Raw genomic sequence first — 20,006 nt, forward strand, 5'->3', positions numbered from 1 at the left:
GAATGCCCCGGTCATTGTGGCTACCACCATGCTTGGTAGAAAACGGTGTAACCCTCCGCGATGGCTCGTCTTGCTTTATCCAAGAAGTCGAAATCGTCGTCCAGTTCGGTTCCGTCGGAAGTACCGAAGAAGAAGCCTTGCGTTTGAGGCAAGCTGCCCGCCTTCATGGTGAGTTCCAAACGGTCCAAGTCATCCAGATCGAGAACGACCGGTACACAGTTAAAATCCTGCTGGCCACCTTTGTCGTAGTAAAGATGTTGCATCCACCCGTGAAGATCGGGGTGTTTTCGCCAGCAGTGGATCTGCGTGGCCGAACCGACCTTAAAGTCGACCGGTTGTTTGATTGTCTCGGTGGTGAAGTTTGCGTACATATCGAGTCCCATGATGTGCTCCTTTCGTTGAGTTGCGTGGAAGGACGCGGATCAACAAGCGGCGGGCAAAGCCGAAGCAGTCATGCCCAACACGGTTTCGCGCTAGCGAAAGTGGTGCGGGCAGGGCGTTGACGGCAAGGCGACCGACGCAAGATCGCGGGAAACCTTCCTACGACAACTCAACCGGTGGAGCCGAGCAGGGGTGACGATTGACCAATCATCGGCCGGGCAATTGGAATGAGGTCGTGATTCTTTAAATGCGGTGATGCGATCAATCGCAATTGCGGCGACCTGCAAACACGATTCAACGTGCAGGGAATTCACTCGCTACTTGTCAAACGTAGATGACGGCATTTCGGAGTTCAGCCAGTGTGGTCTGGAAACACAACGCGTCGATGTCACGAACGAGCTGTGAGGGTGGATGTTTCTCCGTCCAGAAGATGATGCCGGCGTGCTCGTGCCCTTGGTCGGCGATACGCAAAAAATCGCGGTCGCGGGTTACAAGAACTTTAGCGTGCTTTCGGCAGTATTCCACATGGTCAAGATCGGTGGCTCCGCGAAGTTCGGCCTCATGGGTGGTCGTACACTCACGATCAAGTCGGCGGAGTCCGTGTGCGACACGCTCGGGAATGCACTCGTCAAGGTGAAACTGGATCGCCGCTTGCGTCATGGCTCCTCGCTACAAATGGCCATCGGACCGCAACGCTGTGGCCGGTACCACTCATCAAGTCTGAAAGTGACTCGTCATCTCGAATGGCTTTCTGGATTTGCTCGCGGTTTTCAAAGTAGTAGGCGAGGGCCGCGTGCACTTGTGCCACGCTGATGAAATCGTAGTCCGAAGCGATTTGTTCGGCCGTATGACCGAAGCGCTGATGATCGATCACGATGTCCTGGACGCGAAGTCGAGTTCCACGAATGAACGCACGTGGATCGCCTGCCCGGTTAGAGCGGATCTCGATGTATCTATCTATCAAGTCGGTCATGATTCGACCGTAGAGTAAAAATGCGAGCGAGTCAAAATAAATCGCAAGGAGCAACGACGGCGAAAACGGGACAGCCACCTTGGCGAGTTGAGCTCCGAACAACTCGCGATCTCAATTTCCGGACCTCAGGGATCTTGCTTTCCGACTGCCAAACCACCGAGTTTTCATATTGCTGCGTAATCTTTTTTTGCTCGTGGCGCTGGTGTTAAATATGTGTTTAGTAGGTGTTACGAGTTAGCGAATCGGGTGTAACGCTCTGAATCGACTGCAAAAAATTTCCCGCCCGGTGTGTGAAGTGTCGTTATTCGGTGTGTGAAGTGTCGTTCGCCGGTGTGCAAAGTGGGACTCATGTTCGGCCCCAGTGTGTGAAATGTCGTTTCCGGTGTCTGAAGTGTCGTTTCTGCTTGACGTGGTGTGTGAAATGTCGTTCCATGAACTATGAACGAAGTCTCCGAGTCGGTCAAAGATCGATCGCCACTGTTACCTGACCGACATCCGACACCGGACCTGTTCATCTGTGACATCGTGGATGCCGCGCCGAAAGGCGACATGGCCAGCATGGAGCATCCAGTGTTCAGTCTGTCGACCAAGCCCGACCTTCGCGTCCGGCGATACGACCACAATCAGTCGTGGATCGAGATCAAGCCTTCGGCCGACGGATTGGCAACCATCCATGATCGCGACATCCTGATCTACTGCATCAGCCAACTGGTAGCCGCGATGAACGAGGGCAGGGAGCTTTCCCAAAACGTTCGCTTCAAGGGCATCGAACTGTTAACAGCAACCAACCGAATGACCACCGGTCGCGGATACGACCTCCTTCGCTCTGCGCTGGAGCGACTGGCGGGAACCCGGATCAGCACGAACATCCTGACGGGCGACAAAGAGATCATTCGCGGCTTTGGGTTGATCGACAGCTACGAGATCGTCCGTGAAACGCGAGACGGCCGGATGCAGGAGGTCGAAATCAAGCTGTCCGACTGGGTTTTTAACGCAATCAGATCGCGTGAAGTGCTGACACTTCACCGAGACTACTTTCGCCTGAGGCGACCAATTGAAAGAAGGCTGTACGAGCTGGGCCGCAAGCATTGCGGGCGACAGCGGGAATGGCGAATCTCGTTGGACTTGCTGCGAAAGAAATGCGGATCGGGTTCAACACTGAAAGAGTTCAAGCGACTGATCGGCAAAGTGATTTCCGACGACGAAAAAAACAATCACATGCCAGACTATCGGATCCGGTTCGACGACCAGTCAACCAGTCGGGCAGACATCGTCATCTTCGAGAGTAGGGGGAGCATACCGGCGATCGGCAAGAACGGCGGCAAGCCGGTCGTTGTTCCCCCGCTAGATCCCGACACCTACCACGCTGCCCGACTGGCCGCGCCGGGCTGGGATGTCTACGAACTTGAGCGACAGTGGCGAAGCTGGCTGGTCATGTCGGATGCCGAGGCGCCCAGAAAGCACGACGCGGCGTTTCTCGGCTTTTGCCGAAAGTGGCAGTCGAGAAAACAGTCACCCGCGAATTCTACGCCAGGGCAGAGTTGGGGATCGAAAGGCTGAGTAGAAAAAAAGTGCTTCATCGCCAATTTAAAAGCACTGGAAGGAAGATGGTTAAAAAATAAAAACCCAACAATTTCATCATGTACGGCAGCTCGGAACTGCAAAACATTCGAAACATCCAAAGCGTCATTCGCGCTAAACCCTCTGCCTTAAACGGTAACCGTTCACGAGTCGGTGCAAGGATTTTGCAAATCGATCTTGATTGGGATCGCCGTTTTCGGTCCCAAAACTCGCATGCGTTAGATCCGGCCAGAACTCGAAGCCGAAACGACGCCCGCTGTCAAAGCGATCGTCTTGGCGTTGCTTGGCCAGATGTGTCGTTTGACCAAGCAGGTGCCGGTCAGCGGCTTCGTTCTGTTCGATTCGATCCTGATGAGCTTCGCGATCTTTATCGAGAAACTGGTCAGTCAAATCCGCTTGATGTCGGTAAACCCGGCCCCGCTGTTTCAGCGATTGCAATGGGTGCAACCAATTGAAACGCGGTTCGCGGTAAGACATTTTCTCGACGACGCCCTGCCTTGACACTCGGCCAGGTTCAGGGCGACGGGGTTGGTTCTCATCGCTTCGCAGCGACGACAATCCGGAGGAACGACGTGTTATGATTAGATTTCCGTGGAAACGTCGGCAAACTTGTGGCTAACCCTAACGGATCGTTCTCGAAGGTACTGCGTCTATCTTCTCCACATTTTTTGGAATTGTTCATGGATAACCAACCGGAAGATCGTCCCATCGATTGGAACTCGCTTTTGGATTGGGATAAGGCGATCGACGAAGCGATGCAGAAAGGCCGCTTCCGTTGGAGCCGAAGTGCCGAGCGGAGCAAAAGCCTGGAAGAAGTTGCGAACAGCAGTGTTCGGAGCACGCTACGTCAGGCAAAAGAAATGAGCGTCACCGAAGAAGAGGAACTTCGAAAGCTGTTTGAAAAGACGTTTAAGCGTCATCACGACACAGCGACTCACGCTTATCGCACTGGACAAGGCAAGTCCGCAACGTTCTCCGCTTTATCCACCGACGAACAAGATTTCGGTTCGCAAATTGATGGCAGCTCCTCCACCGATAGTACGCGACCGTTTCCCCTGTGGCTTACTGAGAGACTTGAGGCATTGGACGATGTTCACCACCAAGTCGCTCTTGCCATGCTTAAAAGACTCACCGTGGACGAGACCATGGAAGCTTTGACAATGAAACGTTCCGCTGTACTCAAAGCTCGGGCAAAGATACGAAAGGACTTGGAAGATCTGCTTTCATAACGGTCTCAACGCATCGGAGGCGAGAGTTGCTCCGGATAGAGGAAAGGTTTTCCGTCAATGACCGAGGCCCTTTGAAGAAGTTCCCTCTCATCACGACGACACTGCCCTTTACCAACAAGCTTCTCTGTATTCCAGAAATCACCTTTGATCGCTTCCGGCTCTCCATCCGCTGCGTCGAACCTAAATGGACCTTTCAGGCAATTAAACATGTTCCTTCGACGCAGCAATCTGATACCAATACTCCCGCGTGCTAAATGCTGGGACACAATCACTTCTGCCGCGTCAGCAATGCCCGGGTCTATCCGGCGGATGCGAGCAATATTTTCGAGTACCGCGTTTCGGTCGTCAATGAAGTGCCTGAGATCTACGGCCGCATCACCTGGTAACCCCTTGTCAATTAGGTCTACGTTGTCGCCAACCCAGTTCATCTCGTGGGCCTTACGGAACACTTCCTCTAGCAAGCTGACGCAGGTTCTGTTGCACGGTAACCGTACACCAGCACCAGTTGGGCGCTTGGGGTTGGTTACTTTTTGCGGGTTCGGCGGCGGGCGCGGCGAGTTTTCTTGCGGTCGGCGGCTTGGCGACGTTCGTCGTCGCGGTATTGCCGGATCGATTCGGGATGTTCTGCCTTCCAGGCATGGGGCGTCATTGATTGCCAGTCGGTTTCGCCGGATAGCGCACGCCGCAGGACATCATCCAAGTACGCTCGCACGTCCAAGTTGTTGCGGATCGCGCTCCCGATGATTGTCATTAAGTTTGCAGCCCGTTCGCCCGCGGCCACCGAGCCTTTGAACATCCAGTTCTTGCGACCCGTCGCCACCCGCTTCATCAACTGCTCGCAGTCGTTGTTGTCCAGCGGGATCGATACATCTTCGGTAAAACGATGGAGTGCCTCCCAGTGCCGACGGACGTAGGCCGCCGCCATCCCAAGGTTGCTCTTGGGAAGCACCTTCGGTGACTGCATCGCTTCACTGGAAAGATAGGCTTCGATCTGATCCAGAACATGACGTGACAGGCTTTGGCGTCGCGAAAGTTGCTCCGGCGCAGTAAGGTGTTTGCATTGATCCTCCACGTCGTAAAGATTTCCAATCAACGACTCAAGTTTCGCCACTTGGATCGGGAACGCACTGCGGCACTCGTCGATCTTGCGACGCGCATGTGCCCAGCACGCTGCGAAAGTGATTCGCGAGTCGCTTCGTATTTGGATCTTCTGAAATCCCGACCAACAGTCGCCAATCAGGTTACCTTCAAAGTCACTCAGCACGTCGTCCGGACCATCACGGTGACGGCTAACCGTGAAGTCGAAAGCGACAACCGGAAGCCGTGAAGCGTAGTAGCCCCAGAAGTTCGCTTTGATGCTTGGCTTGCCTGTGGTCATCGCCTTCTCGAGGACCTCGGTGATACGTTTACCGCGCGGGTGATCCGATAAGTCCGGCATCGCGGCGGGCGTAATCAACAGCACGCCGGTGTCATCACAGCCAACGGTGGGATCTTGTTTCAGAATGCTCTGCAAGTGCTCGGCGAGCGGACGCAGGGCGAACTCGACGGCCGTTTCGATGTTCTGCAGTGTGCTGCGACTGGGCGTCCAGCCGCTGGCCCCGAACATGTCTTGTTGACGATAGAACGGCAGGTGATAGAAGTACTTCCAGGCCACCACCTCGACACCGATCGAGGCGTCGAAGCGATCCCATTCGACGAGGCCCGTGGGCCGCTCGGGGCTGACGATGCCTTGCGCTTTGTCGGTTGGGTGGACGTATTTGGCATACTTGGTTAGTCGGACTTTGAGATCCGCGGGAACCCACTCCAGCGTTTCAACTTCGTCATAGCCGATCAGGGTCAAGCCTTCGCGTTTTCCTTCGGGCACATCGACGATGCGTTCATAGCGCGGCAAATGTTCGGGGAACTTGCGGTCGCCGGTTGCGGAGCGATTTCGTCGTCGCTTCTTCTTGTCTTCTTCGGCATCGTCAACAATTTGTCGAGCGTCGCAGATCGCTTCTTCGAGTGCGCTGATGACTTCGGGCGTGGGCTCTTCGCCCAAGTCGAAATGCAGCTGGCCGTCACAGTCGATGCGTCGCTCACTCTTGCGACCAAAAAGTTGCTTGAGAAGTTTCTCGATCGTCAGGTTCAGCTCGATGTTCTTCTCGTCGAGTTTGTCACGGTCGGACTTAAGTTCTAAGACGCTGTGGGCTTGTTCCTCAATCAGCTTGTCTTTCAACTCCAGTGCGACGGCTTGTTTTTGAATCAACGCATGAGCAGCATCGAGGTCGGCGGGGAGTGGTTTGGGATCCATGATGGCGACATTATAAAGTTCGCCACCAAAAGCGCAAGTGCGTCCCCACGAAAGTCCAAAAGAAAACCGGCCCCGCGAGAATGTTCTCACGAAGCCGGTTGATGCGAAGTGGAACTGATTGATGCGAAGTGGAACTGGCCGGCCAGACGGCCCTACGCCACCATTCGCTTGCGTCTTGTCTTGGCCGATTTCAGTGAGACGCCTGCGATCCACATGGCCAGTTCGACCGAATCGATCGTGACGTGCGTTTGATCACAGGGAGGCGTTGGCAGCTCGACGGTGCCTTGCTCGAGTCGCCTGTACCACAAGGTCAATCCACCAGTCTCCCACCAGAGGGCTTTGATGCGGTCTCGCTTTCGATTGACAAACAGAAACAGCGAACCGTCGGTGACGCTCTTGCCCAACGAGGTGGTGACGATTCCGGTCAGACCATCAAAGCCTTTTCGAAAGTCGACCGGCTCGGTGCACAGATAGATCGGCATGCCATCAGGCAATCCGATCATGGTTGATCCTTGCGCAGTGGATTCGGCTGAGAATCAGTTGGCACTTCGATACGAATGCGGATGCCACCGGGAAGTTCAATCGTCGCGTTCGCGAGATTGGCTGCGGGAGCGGGGCGATCCGGTGTGGCTTGAAACGAGACGGGCACAAACTTGGCCACGACGGGGACTTTCGGATCCCGCGTCGACCGCAGCTTGCGTTTCCAGTTGTAGAAAGACGGCTGCGAAACACCTTCGGCGGAACAGAATTGAGCGACCGTCATCTGAGCTTGCTCAAATCGTTGCAGACGCTCCGTCCAAAGCTTCGCGGTTTCGGCTCGATTCATAGGGTTCTCCATTGGGAAGCAAGGTAAACCCAATAGCCTAAAACCTGCGCCTACAATGGTTTTGGTGTACGGTTACGTTGCACGGTGCCTCTGTGCGGCACGCAACTGCGACGCGTTTGAACCGCTTGCTCAGGTCAACCGTCAGATCGCCCGCTTCATACCTCAACTGTTTCCATACGTTACGTAGCATATCCCTCTAGGATGCCACAGGACGTTGCCGCAAAGCAAACCAACCCAAATCCCTAAAGTTTTTCAGCGATTTAGGTCATTCGACGATGCAGGACAAGATACCCGTTAGCCTCTATTTCCCCGACATCCCGGCCGCTGATGTCGAACGCATTCATCACATCGTAAGTGACTTCGCGTCGGCGTTGTCGGAAGATGGACTTTGGAATTGCAAAGGGGTTCTCGAACGTACGTACCTAGCTTTCACGAAGGATGGTTCGTCGTCTCGGGCATCCAAGGCAGAACTTCTTGCAGGTCTTCTCGACACTCTCGCTGACCCGCTGATTGATGATCACGACAGGGAGATAACCTGCCAGGATCTGCAAGACTTTTGCCCAGAGCTTCACCGGGATATCGAAAGGATCTACGACCGCCTCGATTGTGTTGGAAAAAAGCCACGCATGATTGCGGGGTTCCGTATTCATTCCGAAATCGATGCCGGTGCCCAGGCCGTTGTCTATAAAGCAGAGTCTTTCGACCATGCCCGTTGCGTTATAAAAGTAGCTAAGCGAGAGACGGTCCAGGGATGGCAGTGTAACCGTACACCAGCACCAGTTGGGCGCTTGGGGTTGGTTACTTTTTGCGGGTTCGGCGGCGGGCGCGGCGAGTTTTCTTGCGGTCGGCGGCTTGGCGACGTTCGTCGTCGCGGTATTGCCGGATCGATTCGGGATGTTCTGCCTTCCAGGCATGGGGCGTCATTGATTGCCAGTCGGTTTCGCCGGATAGCGCACGCCGCAGGACATCATCCAAGTACGCTCGCACGTCCAAGTTGTTGCGGATCGCGCTCCCGATGATTGTCATTAAGTTTGCAGCCCGTTCGCCCGCGGCCACCGAGCCTTTGAACATCCAGTTCTTGCGACCCGTCGCCACCCGCTTCATCAACTGCTCGCAGTCGTTGTTGTCCAGCGGGATCGATACATCTTCGGTAAAACGATGGAGTGCCTCCCAGTGCCGACGGACGTAGGCCGCCGCCATCCCAAGGTTGCTCTTGGGAAGCACCTTCGGTGACTGCATCGCTTCACTGGAAAGATAGGCTTCGATCTGATCCAGAACATGACGTGACAGGCTTTGGCGTCGCGAAAGTTGCTCCGGCGCAGTAAGGTGTTTGCATTGATCCTCCACGTCGTAAAGATTTCCAATCAACGACTCAAGTTTCGCCACTTGGATCGGGAACGCACTGCGGCACTCGTCGATCTTGCGACGCGCATGTGCCCAGCACGCTGCGAAAGTGATTCGCGAGTCGCTTCGTATTTGGATCTTCTGAAATCCCGACCAACAGTCGCCAATCAGGTTACCTTCAAAGTCACTCAGCACGTCGTCCGGACCATCACGGTGACGGCTAACCGTGAAGTCGAAAGCGACAACCGGAAGCCGTGAAGCGTAGTAGCCCCAGAAGTTCGCTTTGATGCTTGGCTTGCCTGTGGTCATCGCCTTCTCGAGGACCTCGGTGATACGTTTACCGCGCGGGTGATCCGATAAGTCCGGCATCGCGGCGGGCGTAATCAACAGCACGCCGGTGTCATCACAGCCAACGGTGGGATCTTGTTTCAGAATGCTCTGCAAGTGCTCGGCGAGCGGACGCAGGGCGAACTCGACGGCCGTTTCGATGTTCTGCAGTGTGCTGCGACTGGGCGTCCAGCCGCTGGCCCCGAACATGTCTTGTTGACGATAGAACGGCAGGTGATAGAAGTACTTCCAGGCCACCACCTCGACACCGATCGAGGCGTCGAAGCGATCCCATTCGACGAGGCCCGTGGGCCGCTCGGGGCTGACGATGCCTTGCGCTTTGTCGGTTGGGTGGACGTATTTGGCATACTTGGTTAGTCGGACTTTGAGATCCGCGGGAACCCACTCCAGCGTTTCAACTTCGTCATAGCCGATCAGGGTCAAGCCTTCGCGTTTTCCTTCGGGCACATCGACGATGCGTTCATAGCGCGGCAAATGTTCGGGGAACTTGCGGTCGCCGGTTGCGGAGCGATTTCGTCGTCGCTTCTTCTTGTCTTCTTCGGCATCGTCAACAATTTGTCGAGCGTCGCAGATCGCTTCTTCGAGTGCGCTGATGACTTCGGGCGTGGGCTCTTCGCCCAAGTCGAAATGCAGCTGGCCGTCACAGTCGATGCGTCGCTCACTCTTGCGACCAAAAAGTTGCTTGAGAAGTTTCTCGATCGTCAGGTTCAGCTCGATGTTCTTCTCGTCGAGTTTGTCACGGTCGGACTTAAGTTCTAAGACGCTGTGGGCTTGTTCCTCAATCAGCTTGTCTTTCAACTCCAGTGCGACGGCTTGTTTTTGAATCAACGCATGAGCAGCATCGAGGTCGGCGGGGAGTGGTTTGGGATCCATGATGGCGACATTATAAAGTTCGCCACCAAAAGCGCAAGTGCGTCCCCACGAAAGTCCAAAAGAAAACCGGCCCCGCGAGAATGTTCTCACGAAGCCGGTTGATGCGAAGTGGAACTGATTGATGCGAAGTGGAACTGGCCGGCCAGACGGCCCTACGCCACCATTCGCTTGCGTCTTGTCTTGGCCGATTTCAGTGAGACGCCTGCGATCCACATGGCCAGTTCGACCGAATCGATCGTGACGTGCGTTTGATCACAGGGAGGCGTTGGCAGCTCGACGGTGCCTTGCTCGAGTCGCCTGTACCACAAGGTCAATCCACCAGTCTCCCACCAGAGGGCTTTGATGCGGTCTCGCTTTCGATTGACAAACAGAAACAGCGAACCGTCGGTGACGCTCTTGCCCAACGAGGTGGTGACGATTCCGGTCAGACCATCAAAGCCTTTTCGAAAGTCGACCGGCTCGGTGCACAGATAGATCGGCATGCCATCAGGCAATCCGATCATGGTTGATCCTTGCGCAGTGGATTCGGCTGAGAATCAGTTGGCACTTCGATACGAATGCGGATGCCACCGGGAAGTTCAATCGTCGCGTTCGCGAGATTGGCTGCGGGAGCGGGGCGATCCGGTGTGGCTTGAAACGAGACGGGCACAAACTTGGCCACGACGGGGACTTTCGGATCCCGCGTCGACCGCAGCTTGCGTTTCCAGTTGTAGAAAGACGGCTGCGAAACACCTTCGGCGGAACAGAATTGAGCGACCGTCATCTGAGCTTGCTCAAATCGTTGCAGACGCTCCGTCCAAAGCTTCGCGGTTTCGGCTCGATTCATAGGGTTCTCCATTGGGAAGCAAGGTAAACCCAATAGCCTAAAACCTGCGCCTACAATGGTTTTGGTGTACGGTTACATGGCAGTTGGAACAGGAAGATCGGTGTCTTAAAGAACTTCACAAGAGAATCTCGGAAGATTTTCAATCCCGAGTGGTTCAACCTCTTGGAAGTGGGGGAGACGCCAAAATTCGCGTCCTCGTTCTTGAGGCACTAGAAGGCTTAAGTCTCTTTTCCCGCTGTCATGAAAAGCCACTGAGTAATGCCGAAGTTTTTACGTTGGCTAAACAGCTTGCTGGCACACTGGACGCCATTCACCGTGCAGGCGTCTGGCATCTCGACATATCTCCTAGGAACCTTTTCCTTCGAAATACTGACGATGGGTCGATTGATGCGGTGATTCTTGACTTCGGGCTTTCCCAACAGGCGGGAGAATATCGGCAAGGTGCGATTCTATATGACGGAAAAAATCTCGAAGAACTTTTGGTTGGATACGGAACGCAGGGATTCCAAAGTCCAGAAATCAAGGGCAGAACTAGGATATCGCCAGCAACTGACGTTTACTCGCTTGGTTGCGTTCTCGGCTATGCCCTCACCGGCAAAGATGACAGAGACCCGGAAGCATTCCGCAAGGCCATTCACACCGCCACGAAACGGAGTCTTCGGCTGCGCCGGATCATCTTCGATTGCATCAACGGAGATTCGCACAAGCGGTCCCTTCGTGCTGCGACCGCTGAAGGCTGGGGACGACGTAGCTGGGTTGCAATAGCAGCGTGTGTGATCGCCATAAGTCTTGCAGTTACTGGATTGGTAAACCGAGACCCCGCTAGACAGGAAGTAGCAACGACTGGCGATGGTAAAGCGGTCATGCCCGATTTGGAGGTGCCGACCGAGCAATCGCATGCACCGATCGTAAATGAAGACCCGTCAGGCACCGATCAATCACAAACCGAACAAGCTTTGAATGCAATGTCCTACACCGAGGCTCTTTCAGTTTATGAAGCAGTTACCGCACGGCGTGATGGTTCGATGCTTGGGCAGCAAATTGCCTTTCCGATCCTCATCCGTAACGGGTCGACGTTCAGCGGTGCTGACTTGTCTGGAACTTCACTCGACAAAGTCGATCTTCGCGGAGCCGACTTTTCGGGAGCTGAATTGCGATTTTGCGAGTTTCGTGAAGCCGATGCTTCGGGCTGCAATTTCTCTGGAGCCGATTTCGCGTTCGCGAACCTACGATCGCTGTCCGCAACACAGTCTGATTTTTCAGGCTCGGTGGCTCCCTACAGCATCGCGGAAGAAGCAAACTTCAGTGACTCTTCCTTCCGCAGGTCTTACTTCGTGGGAAGCCGATTGAGTGGAGCGGACTTTTCCGGATCGGACCTCACGGGAGCGAACTTCAGTTTCTGCGATATTACCAACGCCAAGTTCGATGGTGCCATTCTAACCGATTGCATCTTTGCAGGGTGCGGCGGAGGCGGCGCGACATTCGCCGAAGCCAAGGTGAGGCGAACCAATGTCGCCGGCGCATACCTAAACGACGATCAGTTTACGGCGGAGCAACGAAAGGCGCTGTCGGCAAGAGGCGAGCCGCTGTTTCATCAGCCGCTCTACATCAAGGAATCAATACCTTCCACACGGTTTGACAGCGGTTACATCTACGAGGACATCATCGGTCATCCTGTACCGCTCGCCTGGAACCCGTCCATCGAGCTCCCCGGCAAACGTAGCGGCTGGCCCCCTACGACCGAACGAGAGCTATTGATGTTCGACACGGAGTACGCCGTGTTGCCCCGTATGACCATCCACCGGGACATGCTCATCAGTGGCCGCAAAACCCTGGTTAAAGAACGGGTTTCCAACCTGCGGCAGCTATTGGCGGAGGCCGCTGACCCAACTGCACGACTGACCTACCCAGGAAATTTTGAAGACGATGAAACACAACAGATAGCGAACGCGATGCAAAGTTTCCGTCAGGTAGACGCACCGCAACCGGCAGTGTTCGACTTTGTTCGCTTGCTTTTGACCGAGGATGTTGAGGTTCCGAAATATCTTGTCAAAGCCTCCATCGATGACCGCTTCAAATGGGAACTCGGTGGCTTGGGCCGAGCCGAGGTTGGCGAATCGTTTCTCTATGAAGAAAAAGACGCAAGCCTTTCGGAGCTAGCAAGCCCCACCGTCAATGGATCGACGCGGCTATTTGAAGGCGACGCCCTCGAGTTGGGAAATGACTCTCGAGATCGCCTAGAAGCATGGATTCAAGGCCAAGGTAGCGACGCAAAGCAACCTACCCTTATCGAATTGGCCGTCCATTTAAGGATTTACGCAATGAAAGATGGTGACGCCAATGTATATCCCACCTCAGCACAAAATGACTGGCCGACCGCAGATGACGACTGGGAATATTACCGGCCGTTCGCGAAGCGTAACGGAGTGTCAGAACGGTTTGTGCCAGTCCATACCCACATCACACGGGACGGAAATGAAAAAACAGCCTTCGTGTACGGCTGCACCCTTCCGAAGAACTTCTTGGACATTTGCAAGACCGTCGTACCGGAACTGGAATCGTCCAGTTTGTTGCCGGCCAACCGTCTTACAGTGTCCGTCATTGGAACGTTCGATTCCGTCGTACGGTACTCCGATGGGATGCTAGTCAACCTGAAGATTCAAAAGGTCACTACGGTGGATTGAATTTGATCTCCGGGCGTTTGCAGCCAGTCGTCGTCTTCGTCCCGATAGCCAAGACGTGTAGCACTGACCGTGCGACAGCTGAGCTTTCGATTTTCGCGACCTTTATGCCCAAATAGACCACGTGCGAAAGCGTTTTGCGTTTTTTCTTGCGCTCGCGATCAAAACTTTGGCATTGTCCGTTCCCATGATGGAACGAATCCGCACCGCTCCTCCCAAAGTGGCCTCATGCGAGGCCGGATGAACCGTGCCGATTTCAAGTTCATTGCCGCGATCCGCTCTGGGTGCCTAGTTGATTTCAACGAGGCCGTTGATCGCGGGGCTTCACCATCATCGCGCAGCTGGGACGGCACTCCATCGTTAGTTGTCGCTTCCAAAGCTCGGCGTCCCGACTACGCACGCCGGTTGATTGAACTGGGTGCCGATCCCAACCAAATCAAAGACAAACGCGGCGACACGCTCCTGTTCCGTGCCGCGCGCATTGGGCCGCCGGCAAGCGGATCGCTAAAACGTCGGCAAATCGATCAATGTCGCCCACACGCCGCTGCTGAGAAAGCAGCTCCAGCCCCGATCGACAATGCTTCGGCGCAGGAAGATCACAAAATTCTTTGGTTTAACTGAAATCCCTGCGGCTTTTGTGGCTGTGGCGTCCGCTACTTGATGAAGCCATCGCGATTGTCGCTATCTCATGTTGACGGTAGGGCAGCGTGGCTAACAAATACGGGATTGCATGGTTATGGATTTTCTTCTGGCGGCTGCGGCTGAATCAAACGGCGATGGCTCTTTCTTGGGCTTCCTGATTTTAGGTGGCATCATCTGGTTCGTGGTTTGGCTGTGTAGCTCGAAGCCCAAAAGCTACGAATTCAACAGCAGAACCACTGGAAACATTCGCCAAAGATAGAGGCGTTGTCCAACTGAGCGTTTCCCGCTCAGTGTGCTACTTCACCGGCGGCGATCGCTACCCAAGCGATCGCCGCCATTCCCCGGAGAACATTCGATGCGTATTTGCCATGACAGCCACCGCTACGACACTCGGCCCGGTGCATTTCCTACTCGTAAACGGTGGATGTTCCTGCTTTTGATCTGCATCTTGGTCTTTGCGCCATGGGCGCTGATTCTGGTCTTCCTGATCGCATGGTTGTTGGCCGAGATTTTCCTGACCTGGCTGGCGATTCGCCAACTGGTCTGCATTAAAAACTGAATTCACCTTGGCGGTGGCATTCATTTGAGTGCCACCGCTACTTTTTTGGAGAGATAGCATGAACGATCCATTTCAGCTGATCCTCGACGATCGGCCCCACAATGATGTGCTGCACGCTGCAGCCGCAGCATCCAAGTTTGAGATTGACACCTACGCCGGCAACGTTTCGCAGACGTCGATTGCGGCGATCGGTGACTACGCCCTGAAGGTTTGCCGAACCTCGGGTGTGCAGGCGGCGCTTATGAATGGCGGGATGCTGGAACTGTTCGCGGCGGTTAGCCACGAAGAAGAAAGCCCCGAGGTTTACGACGAACTGGTTGACCGGATCGGCATCGGACCGACACAGGCCTATCGTTGCCGGGCAGTATGGCGGGAATTTGGAAAGACGCTGATCGATACGCCGGAGATCCGCGGGCTCTTCGTTGCCGAAGCCTTGAAGATCCTGTCGGGGCGTTCGTCGAGTCGTGCGGCGCGGCAGGAAGCTATTGAGCTGGCGCGGCAGGGGACCGAGATCAACATCAAAGTGGCTAACATGCTGCAAAGCAAGCACGCCGCCCCATCGGATGACGCCGCCGCCGAGGTGCAGCCGCAACGTGTTGCCCGTAGCAACGGCAGCAAACTGAAAAAACTGTTCGACAAGACTGTCGGCGAATTCTGGACGTTTACCGGCCGAGTGGTTCAGATTGTCCTGGAGCCGACCGCCCAAAACACGCGTGCTGACCGACACGCGGTCATCGAAGACTTGCAGGCTGCGATTGAACGATTGCAACAAGAAATCATTGATGAGTCGCAAACGACTGCGGAGACTACCCATGTTTGAGCAAATGGGCAGTTTTGACCAGGCATTCCCAACGACAGGTGAGAATGCCTCGAAAGCGACTCGTCAGGTGACTCGTAGCCGAACTTGGCGGGAGGTTCTGGTTTTCTGGGGCGCCAACCTGTTCGTGATGCCGATCGTCGGGACGATTTACGCGACCATCATTGCCGAGGGGCTGCGGAGATTGATGCCAATCTTCCAGTTGCGGTTGTACAAGCTGCCGATACCCGGCGCAGGATTGGCTCGTCACTACGACGGGTTCGACCGGCTGGACCTGGCGATTGTCATGTCACTACTGCTTTTTGCCGTCGTGACCTGGCTGTGGGTGCGAGTGTTCTCGGAGCTACTTGGATTCGGGACCATCGTATCGCAGCGACAGAGCAACCCTGTCGTGTTCTACCTGCTGTCGTTCATCGCACTGGTGATCCTGGCTGGCGACGCGCTGATCTTTTACGTCGGACTGGCCTCCCAGTCTTCGAGCGGCTGGACCGAAACACCGCCGTACGTTGCGCCAGTGGCAACCCTGATCTATAGCTGCGGGCTCGCCATGCTGGGCTGGTGGCACAGTGACTATCACAATTCAAACCGAGTATAGGAATCATCAAAATGTTTCAAATTTCACGATTCGTGGCCATCGCCCTGATGCTGGGCGTAACTCCGGCCATCGTCGGATGTGTCAAAAGTCAGTCGATCAAGCAGGAAGCACCGTTCGAGGTACAAGAGCTCGACGCGTGCTTGGCGATTGTGATCGACATGAGTGGCTCATTCAGTCAGAGCTGGGACGACCGCGCCTATGGCTTATTCCTGGACCTATCGGAACGATTTTTCACCGAAGGGATGGGGACCGACACCCGCCTGGTGATCAGTCAGCTGAGCGGTAGCGAGCGCGTGGTCCTTTTTGAAGGCGAGCCGAGCGAACTGCGGACCCGGTTTGCCGGACCCGACGAACTGAACCGATTTTTACGCGACCATTCCGAACCAAGCCAGTCCCGCGTGTACGAGTCGACCAAGGCAACACTCGATTACATCGGTTCCTTGGGTGGGGTGACCGATCAAACACGCCTGCTGACGGTGATCCTCAGCGACATGCAGGACTCCGAACAGGACCTCGACGTTCGAAGGCAAATGGGAAACGAAATGATCGAGTCATTGAAACGTTATCAAGCAGCCGGAGGCGGCCTGGCGCTGTACTTCGTGTCGGCGGACGAGACCACTCGGTGGAAGCGAATCCTCAGTGATGCGGGATTTGAGCCCGGTCACTACGTGATCGAGAACGAACTGACCCAGTCACCCCAATTGCCTCGCTTCGAATGACTCTGTCGGGATCCCACTGGATAGGACCAACTCTCGTGATTGGATAAAAACCGATGATCGATCTACACGATGGATTGCCACGCGGCCGGCACGCGAAACACGTTGGTGTTCCGCCGCAGTCGTACTTCGAACCGACGTCCAACCTTCGCGCTACGGAGTCACTGTCCTTCAACCCATACGACAACCAGGCGTCAAAGTGGTTCCTCGGTGTGTGTGACGCGAAGATCGTGTCGGGGCAAAGACTTCGCGACGGACGGGCCAATCGATACGCGATGGGTGGGCAAGGCTGCGGACTGGGCGACGATCGCCATCTCGTTTTGATTGCCGGTTCTAGGTCCGGTAAAGGACGTTCGGTCCTGATCCCGAATCTGATCTGCCTGCCGGGATCAACGTCGATTCTATGCCTGGATCCCAAGGGCGATTTAGCGAAATACACCGCACGCTACCGAGCCGACGGGCTGGGGCAGCGAGTAGGGGTGCTAGACCCTTTCGGCGTTTCCGGGCCGGCGACCGAACGGTTTCGGATCGCATTTAATCCGTTGTCGCTGCTGGATCCCGAAAACCGCCAAACTTTCATTCCCAATGCCAAGTTGATTGCCGATTCACTGATCGTGTCGGGCGATCACCAAGATCGTCACTGGGACGAGACTGCCAAGCAAATTCTCAGCGGCCTCTGCGCCCACGTCCGCACGCACGAGCGTTATCAGTCAGCACGCGACTTGGTCACCGTGTGGCAGTTGGTGGCAGAGCTGGCAACTCGCGACCCCGACAATCCGCACCAGTACTGGCTGCAGCAGGAGATGCAGCACAGCGATGCCGCCTCGGGCATGATCAGCAATGCGGCACGCCAGTTCTACGACCGTACCGGTGGTGAATTTTCGTCTGTCCTTAGTAACCTACGGCGACATACCGACTGGATCGGCATCGAATGTATGCAGGATTGCCTGTCCGGCGAATCGATCGACCTGCGCGACCTCAAGCGTGACTCAATCACCATCTACAGCGCGCTGCCGGCGATGCGAATGGGTGACCTGAGCGGCTGGAACCGACTGCTCGTCCAACTTTCCCTGGCTGCGCACGAAGAGGTTCAAATTCAGTCGGGCGATAGCACCGTCATGATGCTCGACGAATTCAATGTTTTAGGGCATTTAGCTTGCCTGGAGACGGCTGCAGCACAGATCGCTGGGCTGGGCGTGAAAATCGTTGCAGTGATCCAAGACTTGGGCCAATTGCAGAGTAAATACCCTAAATCTTGGGAAACGTTTATCGCCAACGCTGGCGCACTACAGATCTTCGGTCTGGCTGATCAGACCTCGCTGGAGTACGCATCGAAGCGTCTGGGGCAGGCCACGTGCGTCACACGCTCGACCAACGCCCCCAGTTTCGATCAAGCGACGCAGCAGGCGGCTACGGGAGAGTCTTGGTCGCTGAGCGTACACCCGCTGCTGGATCCCGAGGAACTTGGGCGTTCCTTTTCGCGTGATGACAAACTGCTACGTCAGTTGATCCTAAGGCCCGGCTTCCGCCCGGCGATCCTGCAACGTGCGTTCTACGACAAGCATGAGTTCTTTGCTGGGAGGTTTGATGATGCGCGATGAAATGGTCCGCATGGCCGCGCCGGGACTGCCAGGGTGGCCAACCTTGATGTTCGACGAGAAACGCCGCCGTGCGATCGTGAAGGCACGCTTTGCAACCTGGCGAAGCCATGAATGGGCAATGAAGACCACCCGCTGCCTTGGTGTCTGCCTCTTCCTATGGCTGTCGGTGCGGTGGTGGAGGATGTTGGGCGATGAACCCAGTAAATGGTTCCCGTTTCTGCTCGGCGGGATGGTCGTCTGCCTGATTGCCGCGCTCGGGTATCGTGGGATCGATGCGGCAACAAAAGGGTTCTTCGCACGACAGGTATTTGCCAAGCGGATGACAGTCTGGCTCACACCCGAGGCAATCGGGTTTCGTAGTTCAATGTACGAAAACGGCGTCGTCATGCCGCGGGTTTGGAAGGGCCAGGCGGTGGCTGGCCGGTTCGATGTGACCAAGGACCATCGAGCCAATCTAAGGAAACAGCTGGGCGATTTTAAGAGTAATGGAAAGAGTCAGCATCTCGAAATGGCACAGTTGCTTCGACTGCTGGTGACGACCGTCAACAGCAATGTTTCGATTGGCGGAAAAGGGCAACCGAACTATGTCCGCTCACTGCCAATGACCGAGATCAGCCAACTGGACTCTGAAAGGATGACAGTCGTCCTGGCAGCAGCCGAAGCGCTGACGTCCGCAGCCTTGGACGACGAGTTTGATGTAAACGCAACCGGAATCGATATCGACGCTACTTAACTCCCCAAAGGAAACGTAATGTTTTTCACCATCAAAGAGGTCGCCGCAGAGCTCAAAATCAGCTTGAGCATGGTCTATGCCTTGGTCGCTCGCGGCGAACTGGCGTGCCATGAATTTGGCTCCTGCAAACGGGTTGCTGAATCGGACCTGCAGCAGTTTTTGGACGAGAAGCGAAAGTCGATACCCAAACTACCACGTGGTTCGGGACGTCATTTCTAAGGCCGGGGTAGTTGGAAGGAGAGGACGGGACGATGAGTACCTATGCGATGTTATTGATTGCCCTAGGGCTATCGACCGACGCGTTCGCAGTTTCGGTTGCGAGCGGAGCGGCCCACACAAGGCACGGGCTCCGCCGCCTTATCGGCTGGGGTGCGATGTTCGGCGCAGCCTCGATGATCGGGCTGTTAGTCGGTTGGCTGGCGATGCAGGGACTTACCCAACGTTCGGTGACGGGCGTGCAACAACTGGCCAGCGTGGTCCTGATCGTGCTCGGGTTACAGATGGTGACAAGCGGCCTCGCCTTGGTCGAATCCGCATCAGGTCCGGACAGCTGTCCGGTTCAGAATACCTGGGGTCTGAAAACGCTGTTCTTGGTGATTGCTGCCAATCTTGACGCGATTGCAATCGGCGCCGTCGTCCCCTTATCGGGTGCGGAAATGATTTCCCCGGTGATCATCCTCGGAGTCGTCAACGCACTCGTTTCCAGCACTGGACTAATACTTGGCGCAAAAGCGAAGGACATTGCAGAACGACCGGCCGAGCTTGTTGGTGGCGTGGTTCTAGCATCGGCCGGCGGCTGGGGGATCTGGACCTAACGATCAAACCTGGGGATAAGTCGAATCAAGACGTTGATGCAATATTGTTAAACGGCTGATCGGCTGGTTCAAAGAGTTTCGCCGCGTAGCGACGCGGCGCGATTGACTTACCTGTTCTTGACTGATGTTCGTTCAGCTCGCTGCTATCAGGCGAGACCTCAAACCTTTTTGTTAGA

The 20,006-nt window shown here is 55.4% G+C and carries 24 protein-coding genes; 13 read left to right on the top strand and 11 right to left on the bottom strand.

Annotation, left to right across the window (positions count from 1 at the left end; all coding sequences use genetic code 11):
- Positions 1–20: 20 nt before the first annotated feature.
- From K227x_RS27210 to K227x_RS27220, 3 genes are all read right to left on the bottom strand, one after another.
- Positions 21–383, bottom strand: coding sequence for a phosphoglycerate kinase (locus K227x_RS27210; RefSeq protein ID WP_145175473.1), 363 nt, complete (start codon positions 381–383; stop codon positions 21–23).
- Between the two features lie 322 nt (positions 384–705).
- Entirely contained in the window at positions 706–1,041 is a 336-nt protein-coding gene (locus tag K227x_RS27215) for a DUF5615 family PIN-like protein (protein WP_145175476.1), read from the bottom strand.
- Entirely contained in the window at positions 1,010–1,456 is a 447-nt protein-coding gene (locus tag K227x_RS27220) for a DUF433 domain-containing protein (RefSeq protein ID WP_145175479.1), read from the bottom strand. Before K227x_RS27220 ends, K227x_RS27215 begins: the two co-directional genes overlap by 32 nt.
- Positions 1,457–1,792: 336 nt before the next feature.
- On the opposite strand from K227x_RS27220, the gene K227x_RS27225 reads away from it, so the two are divergent.
- From K227x_RS27225 to K227x_RS27235, 3 genes are all read left to right on the top strand, one after another.
- Positions 1,793–2,914: a replication initiator protein A gene (locus tag K227x_RS27225; RefSeq protein WP_145175481.1), complete on the top strand. Its 1,122-nt coding sequence runs from the start codon at positions 1,793–1,795 to the stop codon at positions 2,912–2,914.
- Between the two features lie 321 nt (positions 2,915–3,235).
- On the top strand, positions 3,236–3,436 hold the full coding sequence (locus tag K227x_RS27230) for a hypothetical protein (RefSeq protein WP_218933577.1): 201 nt from the start codon (positions 3,236–3,238) through the stop codon (positions 3,434–3,436).
- A gap of 179 nt (positions 3,437–3,615) precedes the next feature.
- Positions 3,616–4,164, top strand: coding sequence for a hypothetical protein (locus tag K227x_RS27235; RefSeq protein ID WP_145175487.1), 549 nt, complete (start codon positions 3,616–3,618; stop codon positions 4,162–4,164).
- Between the two features lie 5 nt (positions 4,165–4,169).
- On the opposite strand, the gene K227x_RS27240 is transcribed toward K227x_RS27235, so the two are convergent.
- The 8 genes from K227x_RS27240 to tnpA (K227x_RS27275) form a co-directional block, all read right to left on the bottom strand.
- On the bottom strand, positions 4,170–4,592 hold the full coding sequence (locus K227x_RS27240; RefSeq protein ID WP_145175490.1) for a hypothetical protein: 423 nt from the start codon (positions 4,590–4,592) through the stop codon (positions 4,170–4,172).
- Between the two features lie 95 nt (positions 4,593–4,687).
- Positions 4,688–6,454: an IS66 family transposase gene (locus tag K227x_RS27245; protein WP_145167544.1), complete on the bottom strand. Its 1,767-nt coding sequence runs from the start codon at positions 6,452–6,454 to the stop codon at positions 4,688–4,690.
- 152 nt (positions 6,455–6,606) lie between these two features.
- Positions 6,607–6,957, bottom strand: coding sequence for an IS66 family insertion sequence element accessory protein TnpB (gene tnpB / locus K227x_RS27250; protein ID WP_145167546.1), 351 nt, complete (start codon positions 6,955–6,957; stop codon positions 6,607–6,609).
- Positions 6,954–7,280 (bottom strand): IS66 family insertion sequence element accessory protein TnpA, encoded by a 327-nt coding sequence (gene tnpA, locus K227x_RS27255; RefSeq protein WP_145167548.1) that lies wholly within the window; start codon positions 7,278–7,280, stop codon positions 6,954–6,956. Before tnpA (K227x_RS27255) ends, tnpB (K227x_RS27250) begins: the two co-directional genes overlap by 4 nt.
- Before the next feature lie 422 nt (positions 7,281–7,702).
- Positions 7,703–7,987: a hypothetical protein gene (locus K227x_RS30930; protein ID WP_218933578.1), complete on the bottom strand. Its 285-nt coding sequence runs from the start codon at positions 7,985–7,987 to the stop codon at positions 7,703–7,705.
- A gap of 91 nt (positions 7,988–8,078) precedes the next feature.
- On the bottom strand, positions 8,079–9,845 hold the full coding sequence (locus K227x_RS27265) for an IS66 family transposase (protein ID WP_145167544.1): 1,767 nt from the start codon (positions 9,843–9,845) through the stop codon (positions 8,079–8,081).
- A gap of 152 nt (positions 9,846–9,997) precedes the next feature.
- Complete coding sequence (gene tnpB, locus K227x_RS27270; protein ID WP_145167546.1) at positions 9,998–10,348, bottom strand: IS66 family insertion sequence element accessory protein TnpB; 351 nt, start codon at positions 10,346–10,348, stop codon at positions 9,998–10,000.
- Positions 10,345–10,671, bottom strand: a complete 327-nt coding sequence (gene tnpA, locus K227x_RS27275; RefSeq protein WP_145167548.1) for an IS66 family insertion sequence element accessory protein TnpA — start codon at positions 10,669–10,671, stop codon at positions 10,345–10,347. The genes tnpB (K227x_RS27270) and tnpA (K227x_RS27275) overlap by 4 nt, the downstream gene beginning before the upstream one ends.
- Before the next feature lie 149 nt (positions 10,672–10,820).
- Here tnpA (K227x_RS27275) and K227x_RS27280 point away from each other — a divergent pair, with 149 nt between their 5' ends.
- The 10 genes from K227x_RS27280 (at position 10,821) to K227x_RS27325 (ending at position 19,830) form a co-directional block, all read left to right on the top strand.
- A complete protein-coding gene (locus K227x_RS27280; protein WP_145175496.1) occupies positions 10,821–13,355 on the top strand; it encodes a pentapeptide repeat-containing protein in 2,535 nt (844 codons plus the stop codon).
- A 237-nt stretch (positions 13,356–13,592) separates the two neighbouring features.
- Positions 13,593–13,973, top strand: coding sequence for an ankyrin repeat domain-containing protein (locus tag K227x_RS31650; RefSeq protein WP_218933579.1), 381 nt, complete (start codon positions 13,593–13,595; stop codon positions 13,971–13,973).
- Between the two features lie 376 nt (positions 13,974–14,349).
- Positions 14,350–14,553: a hypothetical protein gene (locus tag K227x_RS27290; protein WP_145175502.1), complete on the top strand. Its 204-nt coding sequence runs from the start codon at positions 14,350–14,352 to the stop codon at positions 14,551–14,553.
- A gap of 58 nt (positions 14,554–14,611) precedes the next feature.
- The gene (locus K227x_RS27295) at positions 14,612–15,373 is read left to right on the top strand and encodes a hypothetical protein (protein ID WP_145175505.1); all 762 of its coding nucleotides are present in this window, start codon (positions 14,612–14,614) and stop codon (positions 15,371–15,373) included.
- Positions 15,366–15,965 (top strand): hypothetical protein, encoded by a 600-nt coding sequence (locus K227x_RS27300; RefSeq protein WP_145175508.1) that lies wholly within the window; start codon positions 15,366–15,368, stop codon positions 15,963–15,965. The genes K227x_RS27295 and K227x_RS27300 overlap by 8 nt, the downstream gene beginning before the upstream one ends.
- Before the next feature lie 11 nt (positions 15,966–15,976).
- Entirely contained in the window at positions 15,977–16,684 is a 708-nt protein-coding gene (locus K227x_RS27305; protein WP_246146327.1) for a hypothetical protein, read from the top strand.
- Between the two features lie 53 nt (positions 16,685–16,737).
- Complete coding sequence (locus K227x_RS27310) at positions 16,738–18,282, top strand: type IV secretory system conjugative DNA transfer family protein (protein ID WP_145175511.1); 1,545 nt, start codon at positions 16,738–16,740, stop codon at positions 18,280–18,282.
- Positions 18,269–19,015 carry a hypothetical protein gene (locus tag K227x_RS27315; protein ID WP_218933580.1) on the top strand — a complete coding sequence of 249 codons (747 nt, stop codon included), beginning with the start codon at positions 18,269–18,271 and terminating at the stop codon, positions 19,013–19,015. Before K227x_RS27310 ends, K227x_RS27315 begins: the two co-directional genes overlap by 14 nt.
- An 18-nt stretch (positions 19,016–19,033) precedes the next feature.
- Positions 19,034–19,234: a helix-turn-helix domain-containing protein gene (locus K227x_RS27320; protein ID WP_145175517.1), complete on the top strand. Its 201-nt coding sequence runs from the start codon at positions 19,034–19,036 to the stop codon at positions 19,232–19,234.
- 32 nt (positions 19,235–19,266) lie between these two features.
- Positions 19,267–19,830 carry a manganese efflux pump MntP gene (locus K227x_RS27325; RefSeq protein ID WP_145175520.1) on the top strand — a complete coding sequence of 188 codons (564 nt, stop codon included), beginning with the start codon at positions 19,267–19,269 and terminating at the stop codon, positions 19,828–19,830.
- Positions 19,831–20,006: the final 176 nt, after the last annotated feature.

This window comes from Rubripirellula lacrimiformis (assembly GCF_007741535.1).
GTDB classification, from domain to species: Bacteria; Planctomycetota; Planctomycetia; order Pirellulales; family Pirellulaceae; genus Rubripirellula; species Rubripirellula lacrimiformis.

What these genes read in the sequence shown, in the direction of transcription:
- K227x_RS27265 (WP_145167544.1), bottom strand. Translation starts at nt 9,845, where the DNA reads ATGGATCCCAAACCACTCCCCGCCGACCTCGATGCTGCTCATGCGTTG.
- K227x_RS27300 (WP_145175508.1), top strand. Translation starts at nt 15,366, where the DNA reads ATGTTTGAGCAAATGGGCAGTTTTGACCAGGCATTCCCAACGACAGGT.
- K227x_RS27210 (WP_145175473.1), bottom strand. Translation starts at nt 383, where the DNA reads ATGGGACTCGATATGTACGCAAACTTCACCACCGAGACAATCAAACAA.
- tnpA (WP_145167548.1), bottom strand. Translation starts at nt 7,280, where the DNA reads ATGAATCGAGCCGAAACCGCGAAGCTTTGGACGGAGCGTCTGCAACGA.
- K227x_RS30930 (WP_218933578.1), bottom strand. Translation starts at nt 7,987, where the DNA reads ATGGTCGAAAGACTCTGCTTTATAGACAACGGCCTGGGCACCGGCATC.
- tnpB (WP_145167546.1), bottom strand. Translation starts at nt 10,348, where the DNA reads ATGATCGGATTGCCTGATGGCATGCCGATCTATCTGTGCACCGAGCCG.
- K227x_RS27290 (WP_145175502.1), top strand. Translation starts at nt 14,350, where the DNA reads ATGCGTATTTGCCATGACAGCCACCGCTACGACACTCGGCCCGGTGCA.
- K227x_RS27310 (WP_145175511.1), top strand. Translation starts at nt 16,738, where the DNA reads ATGATCGATCTACACGATGGATTGCCACGCGGCCGGCACGCGAAACAC.
- K227x_RS27240 (WP_145175490.1), bottom strand. Translation starts at nt 4,592, where the DNA reads ATGAACTGGGTTGGCGACAACGTAGACCTAATTGACAAGGGGTTACCA.
- K227x_RS27245 (WP_145167544.1), bottom strand. Translation starts at nt 6,454, where the DNA reads ATGGATCCCAAACCACTCCCCGCCGACCTCGATGCTGCTCATGCGTTG.
- K227x_RS27305 (WP_246146327.1), top strand. Translation starts at nt 15,977, where the DNA reads ATGTTTCAAATTTCACGATTCGTGGCCATCGCCCTGATGCTGGGCGTA.
- K227x_RS31650 (WP_218933579.1), top strand. Translation starts at nt 13,593, where the DNA reads ATGAACCGTGCCGATTTCAAGTTCATTGCCGCGATCCGCTCTGGGTGC.
- tnpB (WP_145167546.1), bottom strand. Translation starts at nt 6,957, where the DNA reads ATGATCGGATTGCCTGATGGCATGCCGATCTATCTGTGCACCGAGCCG.
- tnpA (WP_145167548.1), bottom strand. Translation starts at nt 10,671, where the DNA reads ATGAATCGAGCCGAAACCGCGAAGCTTTGGACGGAGCGTCTGCAACGA.
- K227x_RS27320 (WP_145175517.1), top strand. Translation starts at nt 19,034, where the DNA reads ATGTTTTTCACCATCAAAGAGGTCGCCGCAGAGCTCAAAATCAGCTTG.
- K227x_RS27215 (WP_145175476.1), bottom strand. Translation starts at nt 1,041, where the DNA reads ATGACGCAAGCGGCGATCCAGTTTCACCTTGACGAGTGCATTCCCGAG.
- K227x_RS27295 (WP_145175505.1), top strand. Translation starts at nt 14,612, where the DNA reads ATGAACGATCCATTTCAGCTGATCCTCGACGATCGGCCCCACAATGAT.
- K227x_RS27325 (WP_145175520.1), top strand. Translation starts at nt 19,267, where the DNA reads ATGAGTACCTATGCGATGTTATTGATTGCCCTAGGGCTATCGACCGAC.
- K227x_RS27225 (WP_145175481.1), top strand. Translation starts at nt 1,793, where the DNA reads ATGAACGAAGTCTCCGAGTCGGTCAAAGATCGATCGCCACTGTTACCT.
- K227x_RS27315 (WP_218933580.1), top strand. Translation starts at nt 18,269, where the DNA reads ATGATGCGCGATGAAATGGTCCGCATGGCCGCGCCGGGACTGCCAGGG.
- K227x_RS27235 (WP_145175487.1), top strand. Translation starts at nt 3,616, where the DNA reads ATGGATAACCAACCGGAAGATCGTCCCATCGATTGGAACTCGCTTTTG.